13 protein-coding genes are annotated in these 17520 nt (G+C 72.5%); 7 read left to right on the top strand and 6 right to left on the bottom strand.

Annotated features, from left to right (window positions below):
* Positions 1-232: 232 nt before the first annotated feature.
* Positions 233-1195, bottom strand: a complete 963-nt coding sequence (locus tag V3W47_RS12270) for a homoserine dehydrogenase (RefSeq protein WP_331825502.1) — start codon at positions 1193-1195, stop codon at positions 233-235.
* A gap of 294 nt (positions 1196-1489) precedes the next feature.
* Between V3W47_RS12270 and prfA the strand changes: the two genes are divergently transcribed.
* Both prfA and V3W47_RS12260 read left to right on the top strand, forming a co-directional pair.
* Entirely contained in the window at positions 1490-2620 is a 1131-nt protein-coding gene (prfA, locus tag V3W47_RS12265) for a peptide chain release factor 1 (RefSeq protein ID WP_331825501.1), read from the top strand.
* Entirely contained in the window at positions 2607-3110 is a 504-nt protein-coding gene (locus tag V3W47_RS12260; RefSeq protein ID WP_331825500.1) for an NUDIX hydrolase, read from the top strand. The genes prfA and V3W47_RS12260 overlap by 14 nt, the downstream gene beginning before the upstream one ends.
* 341 nt (positions 3111-3451) lie before the next feature.
* Here V3W47_RS12260 and mutL read toward each other — a convergent pair whose 3' ends face one another.
* The gene (gene mutL / locus V3W47_RS12255; protein ID WP_331825499.1) at positions 3452-5089 is read right to left on the bottom strand and encodes a DNA mismatch repair endonuclease MutL; all 1638 of its coding nucleotides are present in this window, start codon (positions 5087-5089) and stop codon (positions 3452-3454) included.
* Between the two features lie 205 nt (positions 5090-5294).
* Positions 5295-7865, bottom strand: coding sequence for a DNA mismatch repair protein MutS (gene mutS, locus V3W47_RS12250; RefSeq protein WP_331825498.1), 2571 nt, complete (start codon positions 7863-7865; stop codon positions 5295-5297).
* Between the two features lie 177 nt (positions 7866-8042).
* Here mutS and V3W47_RS12245 point away from each other — a divergent pair, with 177 nt between their 5' ends.
* From V3W47_RS12245 to V3W47_RS12235, 3 genes are all read left to right on the top strand, one after another.
* Entirely contained in the window at positions 8043-8540 is a 498-nt protein-coding gene (locus V3W47_RS12245) for a hypothetical protein (RefSeq protein WP_331825497.1), read from the top strand.
* Between the two features lie 338 nt (positions 8541-8878).
* Positions 8879-9211, top strand: a complete 333-nt coding sequence (locus tag V3W47_RS12240; RefSeq protein ID WP_331825496.1) for a 4a-hydroxytetrahydrobiopterin dehydratase — start codon at positions 8879-8881, stop codon at positions 9209-9211.
* Positions 9208-9669, top strand: coding sequence for an acyl-CoA thioesterase (locus V3W47_RS12235; protein ID WP_331825495.1), 462 nt, complete (start codon positions 9208-9210; stop codon positions 9667-9669). The genes V3W47_RS12240 and V3W47_RS12235 overlap by 4 nt, the downstream gene beginning before the upstream one ends.
* A 166-nt stretch (positions 9670-9835) precedes the next feature.
* On the opposite strand, the gene V3W47_RS12230 is transcribed toward V3W47_RS12235, so the two are convergent.
* The 3 genes from V3W47_RS12230 to V3W47_RS12220 form a co-directional block, all read right to left on the bottom strand.
* The gene (locus V3W47_RS12230) at positions 9836-10480 is read right to left on the bottom strand and encodes a cyclase family protein (RefSeq protein ID WP_331825494.1); all 645 of its coding nucleotides are present in this window, start codon (positions 10478-10480) and stop codon (positions 9836-9838) included.
* A 110-nt stretch (positions 10481-10590) separates the two neighbouring features.
* Positions 10591-11073, bottom strand: coding sequence for a hypothetical protein (locus tag V3W47_RS12225; protein WP_331825493.1), 483 nt, complete (start codon positions 11071-11073; stop codon positions 10591-10593).
* A gap of 137 nt (positions 11074-11210) precedes the next feature.
* Positions 11211-13217, bottom strand: coding sequence for a vWA domain-containing protein (locus tag V3W47_RS12220; protein ID WP_331825492.1), 2007 nt, complete (start codon positions 13215-13217; stop codon positions 11211-11213).
* Between the two features lie 133 nt (positions 13218-13350).
* Between V3W47_RS12220 and V3W47_RS12215 the strand changes: the two genes are divergently transcribed.
* The gene (locus V3W47_RS12215) at positions 13351-15261 is read left to right on the top strand and encodes a serine/threonine-protein kinase (protein ID WP_331825491.1); all 1911 of its coding nucleotides are present in this window, start codon (positions 13351-13353) and stop codon (positions 15259-15261) included.
* Positions 15258-17345, top strand: a complete 2088-nt coding sequence (locus V3W47_RS12210) for a patatin-like phospholipase family protein (protein ID WP_331825490.1) — start codon at positions 15258-15260, stop codon at positions 17343-17345. The genes V3W47_RS12215 and V3W47_RS12210 overlap by 4 nt, the downstream gene beginning before the upstream one ends.
* Positions 17346-17520: the final 175 nt, after the last annotated feature.

Here is a 17520-nt window from a genome sequence, read left to right as displayed (position 1 = left end):
GCAAAAGTGTTCTGGGCTGGTGGCTGCGTCTGAGCGCGAAGGTGGCAGCGCACAACCTCCTGATTCAACTCAAGGCCCGTTGGGGTCGTCCGCTAGGTGCCCACCTTGATCTCGTCGCCCTTCCCTGACCCGTATTGCACATCAAGCGTTCAAGGGGGAGGAGCAAAAAGCAAAGGCTCAAGCATCCGTCCCCGGCCCTCATTCCTAACGCCTAACCCCTCATCCCTCCCTCTCAATGCAGCGGCACATGCCCCGGAAACCCGATCAGCCAGTCGAGCAGGTCGCCCACCATCGCCGAGGCCGTGACCATGCCGCCCGCCCCACCCCCCGCGAAGATCAGGGTGCCGCTCTCCTCACCCTCGTAGACCAGCGCATTGCGGCTCGCGCCCGCCGTGCAGAGGGGGTGGGCCTCGGGAAGACGCTGCGGCGCGACGCTGGCCCGCCAGCCGTTCCCGTCCCGCGCGAGTTCGGCCACGAGCTTGATGCGCTGGCCCGCCGCCCGCGCCCCTGCCACGTCGCCCAGCGTCACGTCCTCGATGCCCTGAATCTGGAGGGCGCTGTACGGGAAGTTCCCGTCCACGCAGAAGCGGGCGAGGACCGTGAGCTTGTGCGCCGTGTCGAAGCCACCGACATCGAGGGTGGGCGGGTCCTCGGCGTATCCGAGCGCCTGGGCCTCCTCCAGCGCCGCCGCGTAGGTCCTGCCGCCCTCCATCTGGGTGAGGATGTAGTTGCAGGTGCCGTTGAGGACGGCTTGCAGGCGGACGAAGGTACTCGCGCGCAGGACGGTGCTCATCGGGCCGATGACGGGGGTGCCCGCCATCACCGAGGCCTCGTAGTAGAGGCGACCGTCCAGCGCGTGTTCGCGCAGCTCGTCCCAGCGTTCGGCGAGGAGGGCCTTGTTCGCGGTGATGACGGGGCGGTCGGAGCGCAGGTAGGGCCGCAGTAGTTCGAGGGGCCGCTCGATGCCGCCCATCGCCTCGATGACCACGCCGCACTCCTGGAGGAAGGTGGGATCGGCGGTGAGCGGCGTGCCGTCGGGAACGGTGCGGCTCCTGGCCGGGTCGCGCACGAGCACGCCCGCCACCTCCACCCGCACGCCGAGGTTGTCGAAGATGTCCTTGCGGCGCTCCAGCAGACGCAGCACGTCCTGTCCCACCGTGCCGCATCCCAGCACGCCCACCGTGACGGTTCTCATGGGTCGGAATGTAACGCGGGTGGGAAGGGCGGCGGCGGGGAGGGTTAGACGGAGCGATCAGCCGTCAGCTCTCAGCGGTCAGCACGGGGCCGGGAGATTCGCCCTCTTCACCGCAGGCGCGTGATGGGAACGAGAAACCGGGCAGCGTCGTCCACGCCCTCATCCGCAACCTCTCTCGCCTCCTCCCCCTTGTGAAATTGCATCCCCCTTCCGGTCGCCCCAGGGGGCCGGGCGCTAGACTGGGTTCATGAAGCCTGTGTCCATCCTGTCGTCCTTTGGGTCGCGTCCGCCGTGGTGAGGGGCGCGGGAAGTGGGGGCCGCCTGGAAGAGCTGGCCTCCGAGTTCGGCATGGTCGAGCGGGCGCTGGGTGACCCGGCGGCGCTGGCGGACGGGCGGGAGTACGCCCGCCTGACCCGCCGCCACCGCGAGCTGCTGCCGCTCGTCACCCTCTACCGCGAGCGGGAGGCGCTGAATGACGATCTGGCGGGTGCCCGCGAACTCCTCGCCGACCCCGACATGCGCGAACTCGCGGCGGGCGAGATCGAGACCCTGACGGCCCGCCTCGCGGAGATCGAGTCGGAGCTGGAAGTCCTCCTGCTGCCCACCGACCCGGACGACTCCAAAGATGTGATCCTGGAGCTGCGGGCCGGGGCGGGCGGAGCGGAGGCGGGGCTGTTCGTCACCGACCTGCTGCGGATGTATACGCGGTATGCCGAGGGCGTGGGACTCAAGCTGAACGTCCTCGACGCCGCCGAGAGCGATCTGGGCGGCGCGAGCAAGGTCGTGGCGGAGGTGACGGGGGAGTTCGCCTTTCGGGCCTTCAAGTGGGAGCGGGGCGTCCACCGGGTTCAGCGCGTGCCCGCCACCGAGTCGCAGGGCCGCATCCACACGAGTACGGTGACGGTCGCCGTGCTGCCGGAGGCCGAGGCGGGCGAGGTGCATCTGGACCTCTCCGACGTGCGAATTGACGTATTCCGCTCGCAGGGCGCGGGTGGGCAGGGCGTGAACACCACCGACTCCGCCGTCCGTGCCGTGTACCGCGCCGGAACCCCCGACGAGATCGTGGTCGTGTGTCAGGACGGGAGAAGCCAGATCAAGAACCGCGAGAAGGCCCTCCTCGTCCTCACCTCGCGCCTCGCCGAGCGGGAGCGGGCGGCCCGCGAGGAACGGGAGCGCACCGAGCGCGCCTCGCAGGTCGGCACGGGTGAGCGCAGCGAGAAGATTCGCACCTACAACTACCCGCAAAACCGCGTCACCGATCACCGGCTGGAGGGCGACTCCAAGAACTTCGCGCTGGAGGGCGTGGTGGCGGGCGGGCTGGCCCCGGTCGTGGCAGCCCTGGCCCGTGACGAGCGCGAGCGGCAATTGCTGGAGATGGGCGGCAGCGAGCGGGCGAACGGGGGCGGACAGTATGGGGCGGCGTGATCTCCTCGTCGCGGCGGGCGTGCTGCGCGACCGCTTCGGTCGGGTGCTGCTCGTCGGCAACGACTGGCAGGGCCTCGGGCGGGTACGCTACACCCTGCCGGGCGGCGTGGTCGAGAGCGGCGAGACGCTGCTGGAGGCCCTCTACCGCGAGATCGCCGAGGAGACGGGCCTGAAGCTCACGGGCATCAAGCATATGGCGTACACGGTCCACATCGAGGACGAGCGCCGGGGGGAACGGGCCATCGCCGTCGCGTTCGAGGCGACGTGGGAGGGCCTGCTCAATCCCGCCGACCCCGACGGCTTTATCGTGGAGGCCCGCTTCTGCACCCCCGACGAGGCCATCGAGCGGCTGGAATCCCCTCCCATGCGCGAGCCGCTGAGCGACTACCTCCGCACGGGCGAGCCGGGCCGCTTCTACGCCTTCAAGGGCTGGGACGGACGCGGTGGCCTGCGCGTGCCCCCGCTGAAGTCGGAAACGTCGTCGCGGTGAGGGTAGGGCAGCCAGCAGCTAACAGGGAAGCGGGGTAGGCCACGGACTGGATAGAGTTGATGGTACTTGAGACTTGTCCCGGTCCTTCGCCTCTCCGAATGATGTAAAGGCAAAACAGTCTCTCTTTAGCTCTCAGCAGAGGACTGACAACAACACGCATAGGGGTACAGGAAGACGTGGTTTTTACTCCTCCCCCTTGAGGGGGGAGGCTGGGAGGGGGTGAACAGGCAGCGCGTCCCCGGAGGACAGACCGTCAACCCACATTTCCATCCAGAGCCGAGACGGTGGCAGGCGACCTCTCCTCTATCTCGCTGGCAGCTGAAAGCTGGCCGCTCCCCTCGCTATCTCTTCACCTCGTCCCGCCCCCGTGCCACGTCACGCACTCCGCGCCGCCCGAAGGCGTGGGCGAGGTCGCGCTCACTGAGCCGCAGGGTCGTGGGCCGTCCGTGCGGGCACGACCAGGGCTGCTCGCAGCCGCTCAGGGAGGTCAGAACCGCCTCTCCCCGGTCGCCGTCGAGCATTCCGGCCTTCATCGCGGGGGCGCAGGCGAGGCGGGCGAGGACGTGGCGGCGCGGGTCGGGGCTGTCGCCCAGCGCGGCCTCCACGATCTCCTCGTGCAGCCGGGGCACGGGCAGCGCGGCGAGGACGGCGGGCAGGGCACGCAGCCGGGCGAGACCCGCCCCGAAGTCCTCGATGACGAGGCCCCACCCCCGCAACTCGGCCCCACGTTCGTGTAGCCGGGCGACCTGCTCGGGCGTGAGGTGCAGGAGTTCGGGTTCGGGCAGCTCGACGGGCGGTGCCGCACCAAGCGCGCGGGTAAATCGCTCGTACAGGGCGCGTTCGTGCGCCGCGTGCGCGTCCACTACCCACAGGTCGCCCTCCCCTTGAGCCAGGAGATACAGCTCCTGATAGACGCCGACGAGGGTGAGGTCGGGAAAGTTGCCCCGCGTCGGCGCGGTCTGCGGCGCGGGCGGAGCGATGAGGGCGGGCGCACTCCGGGCGAGCGGGTGGGCGGCCAGCGCCCCCGCCACCGCCTCGCGCACGCGGGCCGCCACGCCGGGCAGGTCGGCCAGCGCGACCACCTGCTTGGCCGGGTGGACGTTCGGGTTGTGGTCCTCTGGAGCGATGCGGAGGTCCAGCACGCACAGCGGCGCGACCCCCGAGGGGATGAGTTCCGCGAAGCCCTCGATCACGGCCTTTTCCAGCTCGGGTGGGGCCAGCACGGGCCGACCGTTCACGCTGAAATGCATCCGGTCGCGGCGGGCGCGGGTGAGTTCTGGGCGGGAGACGACGCCGCACACGCCGTCCGCGTCCACGCGCAGCACGCGGTTGGCGCTCAGCGGCCCGTACACGCTCGCCACCGCGCCCCGGTGGTCGGCGGGCGCGTGGGTGAGGCGGGCTTCACCGTCCACGCTCAGCCGCCAGTGGAGACCGGGCCAGTGCAGCACGTAGCGGCCCACGAGCGCCGTGATCTCGCGCGCCTCCACGCCCGCCGGGGCCTGCGTGCGGAGGCGGGCGGGCAGCCGGGCGAAGAGGTTCCGCACCGTCACCGTCGTTCCTGCCGGGGCCGAGGTGCGCCGCAGGGTCACGTCCTCCCCCGCCGCGAGGACCTCCGCCGCCCCCACCTGTGACGCGGGCCGGGTGACGAGGTGCAGCTCGCCCGCCTGCGCCGCCGCCCACAGCGCCTCGCCCCGGAAGCCGAGGGTGGTGACGCGCTCGACCGCGCCCGCCTCCGGCTCCAGCTTGCTCGTCGCGTGGCGCACGGGCGCGAGGGCCACCCCGTCCGCCGCGATGCCCACCCCGTTGTCCCGCACCCGCGTCAGCAGGAGGCCGCCGCCCTCCACGTCCACCTCGATGCGGGTGGCCCCGGCGTCCAGCGCGTTCTCCACGAGTTCGCGCACCACGTCGAGCGGGCGCGAGACGACCTCGCCAGCGGCGATCAGCCGGGCGACATGGGGGGGGAGGACGCGGATGGTCATAGGGAGAGAGGGAGCAGCAGGCAGAAAGCGAAGGGGGAAGGACAGAGGAGGGTGACGCGATCACAGCGGATGTCTTGCTCCTCCCCCCTCGTGGGGGAGGCCGGGAGGGGGGAACGGGCACGCCGTCCCAGCGCACTCCACCGAAAGACACCCTGTTCCAACCCCGTTTGAAGCGGGATCAAGTGGGGAACAGGAGCGACCGACCTCATAAGCTCCTAACCTCCCGTTCCCCTTCCTCCGCCGCCTGCCGCGCCTCGCGCTGCCACTTGTGCAGCACCTCCAGCGCCGCCATCGGGGTCAGACGGCTCAGGTCGAGCGTGGCGAGTTCGCGGGTGAGCTTGCGGTCGTCGCCCCCGGTGTTCAGGGCCGTCAGCAGGCGGGCCGCGCGGGTCGTCACGGGTGCGGGCAGTCCGGCGAGGCGGGCGACCTCCACCCCGTAGGACTGCCGGGCCGCGCCGGGAATGACCTGATGGTAGAAGGTGAGGCCCCCGGCGTCCCCATTGCCATCCAGCACAGTCTCCTCGGCGGCGACGTGCAGGTTCACGAGGCCGGGATGGTCGGCCTCCAGCCGCGTCAGCTCAAAGTAGTGGGTGGCGAAGAGGGTGTGGGCGCGCGTGGCGTGCAGGTGTTCGAGGGCCGCCTGCGCGATGGCGAGGCCGTCGAGGGTGGAGGTCCCGCGCCCCACCTCGTCGAGGATGACGAGACTGCGGTGGGTCGCCCCGTGCAGGATGGCGGCGAGTTCGCTCATCTCCACCATGAAGGTGCTGCGCCCGCCCGCGAGGTCGTCGCTCGCCCCGATACGCGTGTGGATGGCGTCGTACACGGGCAATTCGGCGTGGTCGGCGGGCACGAAGGAGCCGACCTGATGGAGCAGGGCGCAGAGGGCCACCGTGCGGAGGTAGGTACTCTTGCCCGCCATATTCGGCCCGGTCAGGAGGAGGGTGTGCTGGCGGTCGCTCAAGTGCGCGTCGTTGGGCACGAAGCGTCCGCCCGTCGCTCGCTCGACGACGGGGTGACGGGCCTGCACGAGCCGCGCCTCCGTTCCCGTCACCGTCCGGGGCCGCGCCCAGCCGCGCTCCACGGCGAGTTCGGCCAGCGCCGCGACCACATCGAGGTCGGCGACCGCACCCGCCGCCTCCGCGAGCGCGTCCGCGTGGGCGGCGAGGCCCGCGCGCAGTTCGGTGAAGACTTCGAGTTCGAGCCGCCCCGCCGCCGTCTCCAGCCGGGCGATCTCGCGCTCACGCTCGCGCAGGTCGGGGCGGGTGAAGCGGGCGCGGTCCTTGAGGGTGGCGATCTGGCGGTAGTCGGCGGGAACCTTGCCGAGGTGGGGGCCGTTCACTTCGAGGTAGTACCCGAAGACGTTGTTGAAGCCGACCTTCAGGCTGCCGATGCCCGTCCTGGCCCGCTCGCTCGTCTCCAGTTCCGCGAGCCAGGCGCGGTGCCCCAGCGCGTCACTTCTCAGCCCGTCGAGTTCCGCGTGGAAGCCGTCGCGGATCAGGCCGCCGTCCCCGATGCGGATGGGCGGGTCGTCCACGAGCGCGGCGCGGATGAGCGTCACCACGTCGGGCAGGGCACCGAGGCGGGCGCGGATGCCGCCGAGCAGCCCGTCCTGCGCGTCGAGCAGCCGCGACGCCTCGGGCAGCAGGTCGAGGGTGCGGGCGAGCGAGGCGACCTCGCGCGGGGTGGCCCGCTGGGTGGAGACGCGGGCGGCGAGGCGCTCGAGGTCGTGCGCCCGGTACAGCAGCGCCCGCACGGCCCCGCGCAGGTCGGCGGCGCGGGTCAGCGTCTCCACCGCGTCCAGCCGCGCCCGGATGCTGAGTTCGTCGAGGAGGGGGGCGCGCAGCCACGCCCGCAGTCTCCGCCGCCCGCCCGCCGTGCGCGTCTCCGCGAGCACGTCCATCAGGGTGACGCCCTGGGGGGCCTGAGCTTGAAATACTTCCAGCGCCCGCGCCGCCGCGTCGGGCAGCCGCATGTGCGCGCCCGGCTCGAAGCGCACGACCCGGCGCACCATCTCCAGCCGCCCCTGCTGGGTCAGCCGCGCGTAGCCGAGGACCGCCCCGCACGCCCGCACGAGGGCCGCACTCGTCAGGGAGCCGGGCACCTCGCCCAGCGTCCCTTTCAGTTCCGCCCGCGTGCCCTCCTCGTCGAAGTTGGCGGGCGAGAGCATGACGGGAAAGCGGGTCTGGAAGTCGGCGAGCAGGGCCGGATTGCCCGACAGCTCCGGCGCGAGCAGCACCTCCCGCGCCCGGTGCCGCGCGAGTTCGTCGTACAGCGCGGTGCGCGTGTGGAAGGCGGCGCAGCGGAACTCCCCCGTGGACACGTCGAGGAGCGCCAGCGCGTACCCGTCCCCCGTCGCCACCGCCGCGAGGTAGTTCTCATCGGCGGTCAGGTGCCGCTCCTCGGTGACGGTGCCCGGCGTGAGGAGTTGCGTCACCTTGCGGTCCACCAGCCCCGACCCCGGCTCCTCGATCTGGTCGGCGACGGCCACGCGCACGCCCGCCGCGAGCAGCCGTTCCACGTTGCCGTCGAGCGCGCGCAGGGGCACGCCCGCCATCGGGGTCGAGAAGTCCCGGCTGCTCTTGTGCGTCAGCGCGATGCCCAGCAGACGGGCGGCGCGTTCGGCGTCCTCCCCGAAGGTCTCGTAGAAGTCGCCGACCTGAAACAGCAGCAGGAAGTCGGGGTGCTTGTCCCGCAGCGCCACGTACTGTTCGAGCATCGGCGGCAGCACCCCCGATCCCGTCCCCTTCAGCACGCTTTGCGGTACGCCCACCGGCATGGGGGGAGGATAACGCACGGCGTTCTGTTGTGGACGGAACGGCGGTCGCAATTGAGGAAGGAGTTGATCTACGGGCTGGCACGGGAACGAAGAGGACGACCCCACCCCGACCGTGTTTCCGTCACCAAACACAGCCGTAAGGAAACTGTCGGAGGCCGGGGCCGACTATGTGACCGTATGGCCGTGACCGTGAAGTGGTTGACTCCAGAGCAGGCGCACGCCGGGCCGAGGCTGACCCTCACGCCCGGCGGCAACACCTCCATGGCCCTGCGGGGGGGCACCCTGTACGTCCGCCCCCGGCCCGGCGCGGGCCTCACCGCCTGCGACCACGACCGCGCCGCCGCGCTCGGTCACGTCTTCGAGGGGGAGGCCGCCCCCTGGTCCTCGTGGAGCGAAGCCACCCCTTCCCTCCCCAGCGCGCCCACCCGCGACCCGCGCGCCACGCTGATGCTCGGCCTCCACGCCCTGCTGCCCGGCTATACGTGGGACGTGCAGGCGGGACCGCCCGACATGCCCCTCCTGATCAGCGCCGACAGCGCCGAGGGGGCCGTGACCGTGCGCGTCACCCACGCCACCTACCGCCGTCACCGCACCTCCGCCACCCTCGTCTGTGACATCGCGGAAGCGGTACAACGGCGGGTGGAGCGGGAGCCGGTGAGCCTGCTGACCCTCTAGAGCAATTGATATAAGAATGGTCATGCTGAGCGTCAGCGAAGCATCCAGAGATGGGAGGGAAGAGGCCCTTCGCTTCGCCCAGGGTGACGACCGATCTTCTCTTCACCGTTTTAGGGACGGGGGTCGCCAGTCGCCAGTATCCAGTCACCAGAGAACGCTTGAGCTGAGTCACGGTTTGAGGAGGAGCGTTTCTCGCCGTCCAGCAGGACGAGTTACACATACCCCCTCTGCCAGCAGCTCTCCGAGTCCCCCACAAGGAGGGAAGACGACCCGTCCCTTCACCCTGCACCGCGTCCCGCCCCACGCTTTCTCCTCGCCCCCGCGCCTAGCATGACCGCATGAGCTATCACCCCTACGATCCGCGCATGGCCTTCGACCCCGAGCGCAAGCTCACCGACGGCGACGTTCACGACCTCAAGCCGGAGGGCTGGTGGGGGGACGACGGCAAGCTCTACCGGGACTTCGCCTTCGAGACGTATGGGGCGGGGGTGGACTTCGTGGTGCGGGTGGCGGCGCTCGCGGAGGAGCAGGGCCACCACCCCGACCTCCGGCTGTCCTACCGCCGGGTGCGCGTCCTCTACTTCACCCACGACGCGGGCGGCGTGACCAGCCTCGACATTGAGGGTGCGCGGGCGGTCAACGACCTCGCGGCGGAGATGGCCCGGCCTTGAAGCTCCAGATTCCCGACGCGGACGTGCTGTGGGACTCGCTGCCGGACGAGCGGCGGCACGAGATCGAGGTGACGGTCGCGCCGGGCGACCTCGACGACCTGCACCACGTCAACAACACGGTGTACCTCGCGTGGTGCGAGGCGGTGGCCCGCGCCCACGCCCTGCGCCTCGGCATGGGCACGGAGACGCTGATCGCGCTCGGGGCCGTGCCTGTCGCCCGGCAGCACACCATCGTCTACCACCGCCCCGCCCTCCTCGGCGACCGGGTGCGCGTCCGCACGGCCCTCACGGTGACGGGAGGGGTGCGGAGCGTGCGCGCCTACGCCCTCGACCGCCTCATGAAGGACGGTCAGGAGGTCCGCCTCGCCGAATGCGAGACCGAGTGGGTGTGGGTGGACCCGGCGAGCGGCAGGCCGAAGCGCACCCCGGCGGAGGTGGTGCGGGCGTTCGGGTTCTAGGGAGCAGTCAGCCGTCAGCGGTCAGCAATCAGAGCTGCCGTGTTATGGACGGGAGGTGCGAGACAACTGTGGGGGGAGTGTGCAACTGAGTCGTCACGTCGCCCCCTCACCCTGGCCCTCTCCCACGAGGGGAGAGGGAGAAAAACAAATCGCCTCTTCTCCGGCCTCACCCTCCCACGGGCGGCGGTTCGGGCAGCGTTCCGGCGGGAAACAGCACCGCGCGGGCGGGGGCACCGTCCACCCCGGCGAGGGGCAGGGGCAGACACAGCAGGTCATATTCGCCGTCTGGCACGGTGGAAAGGTTCAGGCCCTCCACGATGAGGAGGCCCGTCTCGCGGCAGGCGGCGTGGGCGTCGAGCGTCTTGCTCGTCAGGGGGTCCACGCTGGGGCTGTCGGTGCCGACGAGTTGCACGCCGCGCCGATACAGTTCGTGGATGAGGGCGGGGGCGAGGGCGGCGAAGTCCTCGGGGAAGGTCTCCCAGTGGGCGGGCTGGCCGGTGTGGAGCAGCAGCCGGGGCGGGAGGCTCTCCGGCAGGCCCTCCAGCGCCTCCGGGCCGACGAGGGGGCCGCGCGCCGTGACGACGAGGCAGCGGCCCACGTACACGTCGAGGCCGACCTCCTCCAGCCGCAGCCCGGTGTCGTCGTAGTGCCACGGGGCGTCCACGTGGGTGCCCGTGTGGGTGCTCGTGCGAAGTTCGCCCGTGTTCACGCTGTCGCCCCGCGCCATGCGCGCCCCCGGCTCCACGCGGAAGGGCGGGTCGCCGGGCCAGGTGGGGTGGCCGGGGGTGAGTTGCCGGGAGATGTCGAGCATGGGGGGAGGATAAGCGGTCAGGCATCAGCTTTCAGCAGTCAGCCGAAACGCCGAAGCTTTGGCAAAGGCCCTCCTTGCTGAAAGCTGACCGCTGAGGGCTGACGGCTCCCTCACGTCCCCGGCGTACTCCCCGGCAACACGGCCACGCGCCCGACCATGTAGGCCACCCCGTAGAGAAACAGCGTGGCGACGGGCAGGAAGCGCAAGCCCTGCCTATGTTCGATCATGCGGCCCTTCACCAGCACCTCGATGACGTAGAGGCTCAGGAGGGCAAAGGCCGTGTACATCCAGTGTTCCCAGTCGCGGGAGGGGTCGTAGGGCAGGCCGTACTTCGTCAGGCCGCCGCCGACATTCGTCGCGCTCGGCACCTTCGCGCCGCCGACCGAGAGGATCACGCCCGTCACGGCGGGAATCAGGGTCAAGGCCCACACCACCCGCAGGCCGACGAGGAAGGAGGTGCGGACCGTTCCCCTCAGCGCCGGGCCGAGGCTCCACACGAAGAGGATCAGCGTGGCGAGCGCAAAGGGCGTGGGAAACAGCAGGGCGAGCGAGCTGCCGAACTGATACCCGTGAACGAGCCGCAGGAACTCCATACCCCTCAGCGTAACGCGGCCCCTCCCCACGGACAGGGGGCATCCGTCCAGGGTGGGGCGGGCGGGTGAAAAATAGTGTCCTACTCGAACTCACAGCCTCCGTCGCTGGCGGCTGGAAGCTGGCCGCTGGCCGCCCCTCACCCCTCCTCTGGAAGATCGAGATGCGCCTCCGTCGGCAGGTACGTCCCCGGTCGCAACGGCGTGGTGTCCGGGGCGCGGCGAACGGTGAGGGACGCGGGCACGTCCGCGAGGAGGATATGCGGGCCGCTCGGCGCGACCTTGAGACCGTTCAGGACGGGTGCTCCCAGCACCACGCCGAGGTCCGTCGTGCCAGGGTGCAGGGTCAGCGCGTGATCGCCGTAGGGGCCGACCACATGGAGCGTCACCCCGTCGGCGCGCAGCCGCAGCGGCAGCCCCAGCCCGACGAGGGTGCCCAGCGGCGGCCACGGCGAGCGGGCGGGCCGCGCCACCGCGACGCCGAGCAGCGTGCCGGGCCGCACGGTGTCCCCCTCGGCGAGCAGGCGGGCACCCTGGCTCACCTCCAGGTCGGCGGGCACGCGGCGCACGCGCAGGCCGCCCTGATCCTGCTCCAGCCGCAGCCCGCTCAGGTGCGGCACCCGGCCCACCTGCCCCAGATCGAAGGGGCCGCCGAGCGGGATGGGCACCGCCGTCACCAGCCCGTCACGCCCCACGAGCGCCAGGGTGCGGTCCTCGCGGTACTGGAGACCCTCGACGGTCGGGGGAGGGGCGGCGGGCGGCACGGAGACGGGAACGGGAACGGCGCGGCGGAGCCGGATGCGCGGGCGGCGGCGGGCCACGAGCAGGAGCGCGGCGAGCAGCCCGAGGACGAGGAGACCGCCCAGGATGGCGAGCAGGCGCGGCGGGAAACGCGGGTCCCCCTCCAGGCTGGAGCCATTCGGGGACGACGGGTCGGGCGGGGGAGTGGGCGACGTGCGGTTGAGGACGACGACCGGGACGGCCCGCCCGCCCGTATCCCCCGTGATGGAGGCCAGAGGAACACCGCGCCCGCCCACGAGGTTCAGGACCGGCGTCACCGAGCGCCCCGGCTCCAGCCCCGCGTTCGTGAGCCGCACGGCGACCTCCCGCCCACCGGGAAGGCGCACGAGGTCGCCCACCAGCCCGGTGCCCGGCGGGACCTCCAAAGCCGCCCTCTCCGCCCCCTCCCCCACCCGGAGGCGCAGCGTGACCGTCTCCCCCGCCGCGAGGGTGCGGTCGGCACCGGGGTTGAGCCAGGCGAGGCGGGGTGGCGTGCCCACGTTCAGGCGCAGGAGGACGCGGCGCTCCGTCCCTCTCCTCCCCGTCGGCGCGGCGCACAGCAGGGCGGGCGTGCCGGGCGGAAGTTGCCCCTCCACGCTCAGGCGCGCGAGGCCGCCCACCGCCCGGTCGTCCGCGAGGCGCACCCGCTCCCCCGCCGCCCCCACATCCAGCGTGAGGGGCGTGCCATCGGGGAAGGGCACGGGCACGCGCGCCGGGTCGCGCACGCTCAGGAGCGCCCCGCCCAGCCGCGTCAGGTCCGGCACCCCCCCGACGGGGACAGTGAGGCCCGCGCCGTAGCCGCTCGCCCCCAGCGCGGCGCGGGCGGCGGCGGGAATCTCGGTGCCCAGGGCGACGTAATGCAGCGTGTCCAGCGGGCCGCGCTCCCGGAAGGCGGCCAGCGCGCGGGCGGCGCTCACACGGGGGTCGGGGTCGTTGTCGATGCCGTCGGTGAGGACGAAGACGGTCGTGGCGTACCGCTCGCGGGTCGTCAGCGGCGTCAGCGCGCGGGCCACGCTGCGGTAGAGGTACGTGTTCTGCCCGTCGGCGCGCAGGGCGGCGAGGTCACGGTTCCAGCGCGCGGCGTCCCCCGGTAGAGTGTATCCCCGCGCGGGACGCGGCCCCGTGTCGAAGGTCACGAGTTCCACCCGCCGGGGCCGCGCCACCCGCACGTAGCGGTTCACGGCGGCCTTCACCCCCTCGAAGATATCCGCCCGCCCGTCGCCGATGCCGCGCATGCTCCCGCTCGTGTCGAGGATGAAGACGGCCCGCGTCCCCGTGGGCAGCGGTCCGGCGGGAAGGGTGCAGGCGGCGACATGGGCACCGGGGGCGAGCAGGGCGAGGACGAGGAGGGGGGCGGCGCGGTGCATCGGGAGTCCATTGTGCCGCGCGCCCCCCCGAACGCCAAACACCACGCGGTCCTCCCCCGGTCATGGCGCGGTCACGCGGGGCGGCGCAGGCTGTATCCGGGCGGGCAGGAACGGCCCGATCAGGAGGGGACGTATGGAACAGGGCAGGAGCAGGAGGCCAGCTCACGGACGACCCGCTCACGAACGACTCGCCGCCGCGCTGCTGCTGTGGAGCGCGGCGACGGCCCCGGTCTCGGCACAGACCACGACGCCACTCCCCTCCCCTCCGGCCCAGGGGGCATCCAACCCCGGCTCCACCGCCGGTCCGGAGAGGAGTAAGAACACCCCCCCCGTCCCCCAGACGACCCGTGAGGCCACCCCGCCCCTGAGCCTCACCCCGAACGCGGACGGCACGGCAGCGCTGCTGAGCAACGCGTCCGCGTTTCCGTTGCAGGTGGTGATCCGGGGCCGCTCACCGGGGGGAGAGGTCCGTCGCCTCGACGTGACGCCGGGTGCCCGTTGCGAGGGCGACGGCACCGCAAGCACTGGGACCGAAGCACCCCTCGGCAGCGGCGACACGCTCTGCCTGAGGCCCGGCGCGGTCCGGACGGGGGACCAGACGGTTCGGGTGGAGGTGACGACCCGTGAGCTGGGCGGCTGGCGCGAGGTCCTGACGCTCGACGGCCAGCCGCCCCCGCTTTCCCTGCCCGCCGCACCCGTGGCGGTGACGCACACGGTTCGCCGGGCCGCGGCGGTGGCCTGTCCGGAGGGGGCACCCCTCGCCGTGGCCCTGTTCAGCGCGGACGGAGAGACGGCCACCGGCTGTTTTTCACGTGCGGGAGGGTTCCGGGGCTTTCGGGAGGCGCGCGTGGGGCCGGGCGAGTACCGGGGCGGGGCCTTTCCGGTCGGGGGGGAGGCCCGGGCCGCGACCGTGAACGTCCGCCGACACTGGGGCCTGGCGCTGGGACTGATCGCGGCGGGGCTGCTGCTGCCCGCCCTGCTGAAGTTCCTCGTCGACCGCCACCGCGAGAAAAAGGCGCTCGGGTTGGCGATCCGGGAACAGGGGATGAGCCTCCGGCAGCCGCCCGCGCTGGCCGTGCCCTCTCCCCTGGCCGTGCCGCCCGCTCCCGCCGTGGTGTTCAGGCTGGACGTGGACCGCCGGGCGCTGCGGCGGGGGCTGGACATCTCGCCCGCCCAGCCCTTCTCAGAGCTGCAAGACCGCTGGCGGGCGCTGGACGCCTGGCGGGCGTTGCTGCCCCCGGAGGACGTGTACGGTCGCCTGTCACGGTCGGTCGCCACCCTGAACGGGCAGATCGGCCCGTTCTCCGGGTACGTCCCCGCCTGGCCCGTCCAGCCCGCCGGTACCCAGGCCCGCGTGCTGGGCTTTCTACAGCAGACGGTGGCCGGGCGTGGCCTGGGCGTGGACTCCCGGCGGGTGCCGGTCTCGCGCGCCGAGGACGTGGTGGCGAGCCTGCGGGCGGCCCTGCGCCTGGCCCGGACCGTGGAGCGCCTGGGGCTGCCGCGCCTGAGCGCCCTCATCCCCACGCTCTCGCCCGTCCCGCGCGCCGGGGCCACCGCCGCCCGGCGGGTGCTGGAGCGCCTGCTGTTCGAGGTCGCGCCCGGGGGCGGGAGCGCGGGGGAGATCGACGCCTACACGGCGCGGGTGGTGGCGCTGGGCGACGGCCTGATCGCCGCGCTCGTGGGCGGCTCACCGGGGCTGACCCCGGCGGGGCTAGGGGCGGGCGACGACCCCCCGGCGGCGGCGCGGCGTTCCGGTCCCCTGGGCCGCGCGCAGGAGCGGGCGAATCTGGAGGTGCGCTTCTTCACCCTGCCGCTGCTGGCCTTCACGCTGGTGGTCGCCTGCATCGTCGGCCTCAGGGCGCTGTATTTCGAGAACGCGACGTGGGGCCGCGTGCCGCTGGACTACGCGTGGGCGCTTGCGGGGGGCACGGGCGGCTTCGCGGCGGCGGCGCTGATCGAGGGCGTGTTTCGCCGGCAGCTCAGCGGCAGCGCGCTTGTGCCCGGCCTGCTGCGCCGCCCGCGGTCCGGAGGGCAGACCGCATGATCCCGCCGACCGCGACCCCACCTCTGCCCGAGGCCGATCTCGTCATGCAGGGCGGCGTGACGAGCGGCGTGGTCTACCCGCCCGTCGTCTGCGAGCTGGCGCGGACGTTCCGGTTTCGCCGCGTCGGCGGCACGTCGGCGGGGGCGATCTCGGCGGCCCTGCTCGCGGCGGCGGAGCTGCGACGCCAGGACCTGATCACGGCGAAAGACCCCCACCCCCTGCGTCCCTTCGAGACGCTGCACGCGCTGGGTACGCGGCTGGCGGCCCCCCTGCACCCCGACCAGCCGGACGGCCCCCGCGTGCTGGAGGGCCTCTTCGCGCCGGACGAGGCGACCGCCCCTCTCTTCGAGGCGTTGCGGGGCGGGCTGCGGGGCGACGCGCGGGCGGCACTGCGGCCCCTGCTGCGGGAGCTGGGCGCGCGGCCCCACGCGGCGCGGGCGCGGGAGGTGCTGCGCGCCCCCGGGGTGCTGGCCCTGCTGGCCCGCCGGGCCGAGGCCGGGGGGTGGGCCGAGGAGGTCCGGCCCCTGCTCGGCGACGAGGTGCCCGACTCGGCGCTCTCGCGGCTGGCCGGGCATCCGGTGGGGGCGGGGGTGGCGGTCCTTCTCGGCTCGGCCCTCCTCGCGTGGGGAAGCTTCCGGCTGGCGGTTCTCCTCCTGCCCGCCGAGATCGCCGCCGTCCTCGCCGCGCTCGTTCCCCTCGTCGTGCTGGGCGTGCTGGCCGGCCAGCTCGCCCGGCGAGCGCTCGCCTCGCTGCGGGAGGCCGCGCCCCTGCTGCTCGGGGCCGCGCGAGCGGGCCTGCACGGGGCGCACGCCACCCTCGTGGACAACGGCTTCGGTCTCGCCACGGGCTACGGTGGGGGCGAGCCTTCCCGTCTCACGCCCTGGCTGCACCGCGAGTTACAGGCGCTGGCGGGCCGTCCGGGCGGCGTCCTCACCTTCGGGGACCTGAGGGAGCGGGACGTGGAACTCAAGCTCGTGAGTACCTGCCTCACCCGCCAGCGGCCCTACGTGCTGCCGCTCAACCAGCGCAGCGCGGACCACAAGGACTTCTACTTCCGTCCCGACGAGTGGGGCCGCTTCTTCCCCCCGGAGGTGCTGGCGCACCTGACGGCACACGCCGAGCGGATGTATCTCGATCCCGGCCTCGCGCCTCCGCCGGGCCGGGAGGGCTGGACGTACTACCGCCTGCCGCCGGAAGAGCATCTGCCCGTCCTCGTCGCCACGCGCCTGAGCATGAGCTTTCCGGGGCTGTTCAGCGCCCTGCCGCTGTACTTCCTGCAATGGGGCCGCCGGGACGAGCAGCTCAGCCACCCCGACTTCCGGCCCATGTGGTCGCGCCGCTTCGGTGGGGACGGGCTGCCGCCGGACAGGTGGAAGGACCACGAGCGCCGGGTGCGCGTCCTTCCCTGCCTGTTCAGCGACGGCGGGCTGACGAGCAACTTCCCTCTCATGCTCTTCGACGAGGTGATCCCCGAGCGGCCCCTCTTCGCCGTCCGGTTGCAGACGCGCCGCACCGACCACCCCGCCTTCCTGGCCGGGCCGCTGCCGTGGCAGCCCTTCCACCAGCCCACCCGCAGCGTTCCCGAGTTCGCCGTCTCGCTGGTGGAGTCGGCCCGCCACTGGTTCGACAGCAGCCTGCTCACCCTGCCGGGCTACGCCGAGCGGGTGGTGAGCGTCACCCTGCCCCGGGGAGTGGGCGGCCTGAACCTGGGCATGGACGCCGACCGGATTCGCTGGCTGCTCGACAAGGGCACCGACGCGGGCCGGCGGCTGGCGCAGCGCTTCGGCCCGGACAGCGACGACCCCCGCAACACGGCGGGACTGACGGCGGCCCGCTGGCCCAACGTGACCGCCGACCTCGGGGAGCTGCTGGTGGCCTACGCGCGGCAGTACCCCTCCCACACCCCACCGACCTCCCTCACCCCCGAGGAACGCGACGCCCTCGCCGCCCTCATCCGGACGGCGGGGTTGATCCGGCAGGCCGTGCGCGCCGATCCAGACGCCCTCTTCCCCGCCGCGACCCCCTGGAACAAGGTGTCCTTCCGACAGGTGCGCGGCCTGCTGCGCTACCGCCCCTTCCTCTAGCCGCCAGCCTCCCCCGCGCCGGTTCCGCCCCCTCTGGACGCGTCCTTACTCGGACCGTCCTATTACGTTTGGGGCGTAATCTATTTGACCCGTTTCAACTCGCGGAGTATACTAGTTGAACCTTCGGGGGCGCACCCAGCGCCCGTTTTTTCCGAACTCGCCATTGAGAACGCGC

Source organism: Deinococcus sp. YIM 134068, assembly GCF_036543075.1.
Lineage (GTDB): Bacteria > Deinococcota > Deinococci > Deinococcales > Deinococcaceae > Deinococcus > Deinococcus lichenicola.
This window is presented reverse-complemented; position numbering and strand designations above follow the sequence as displayed.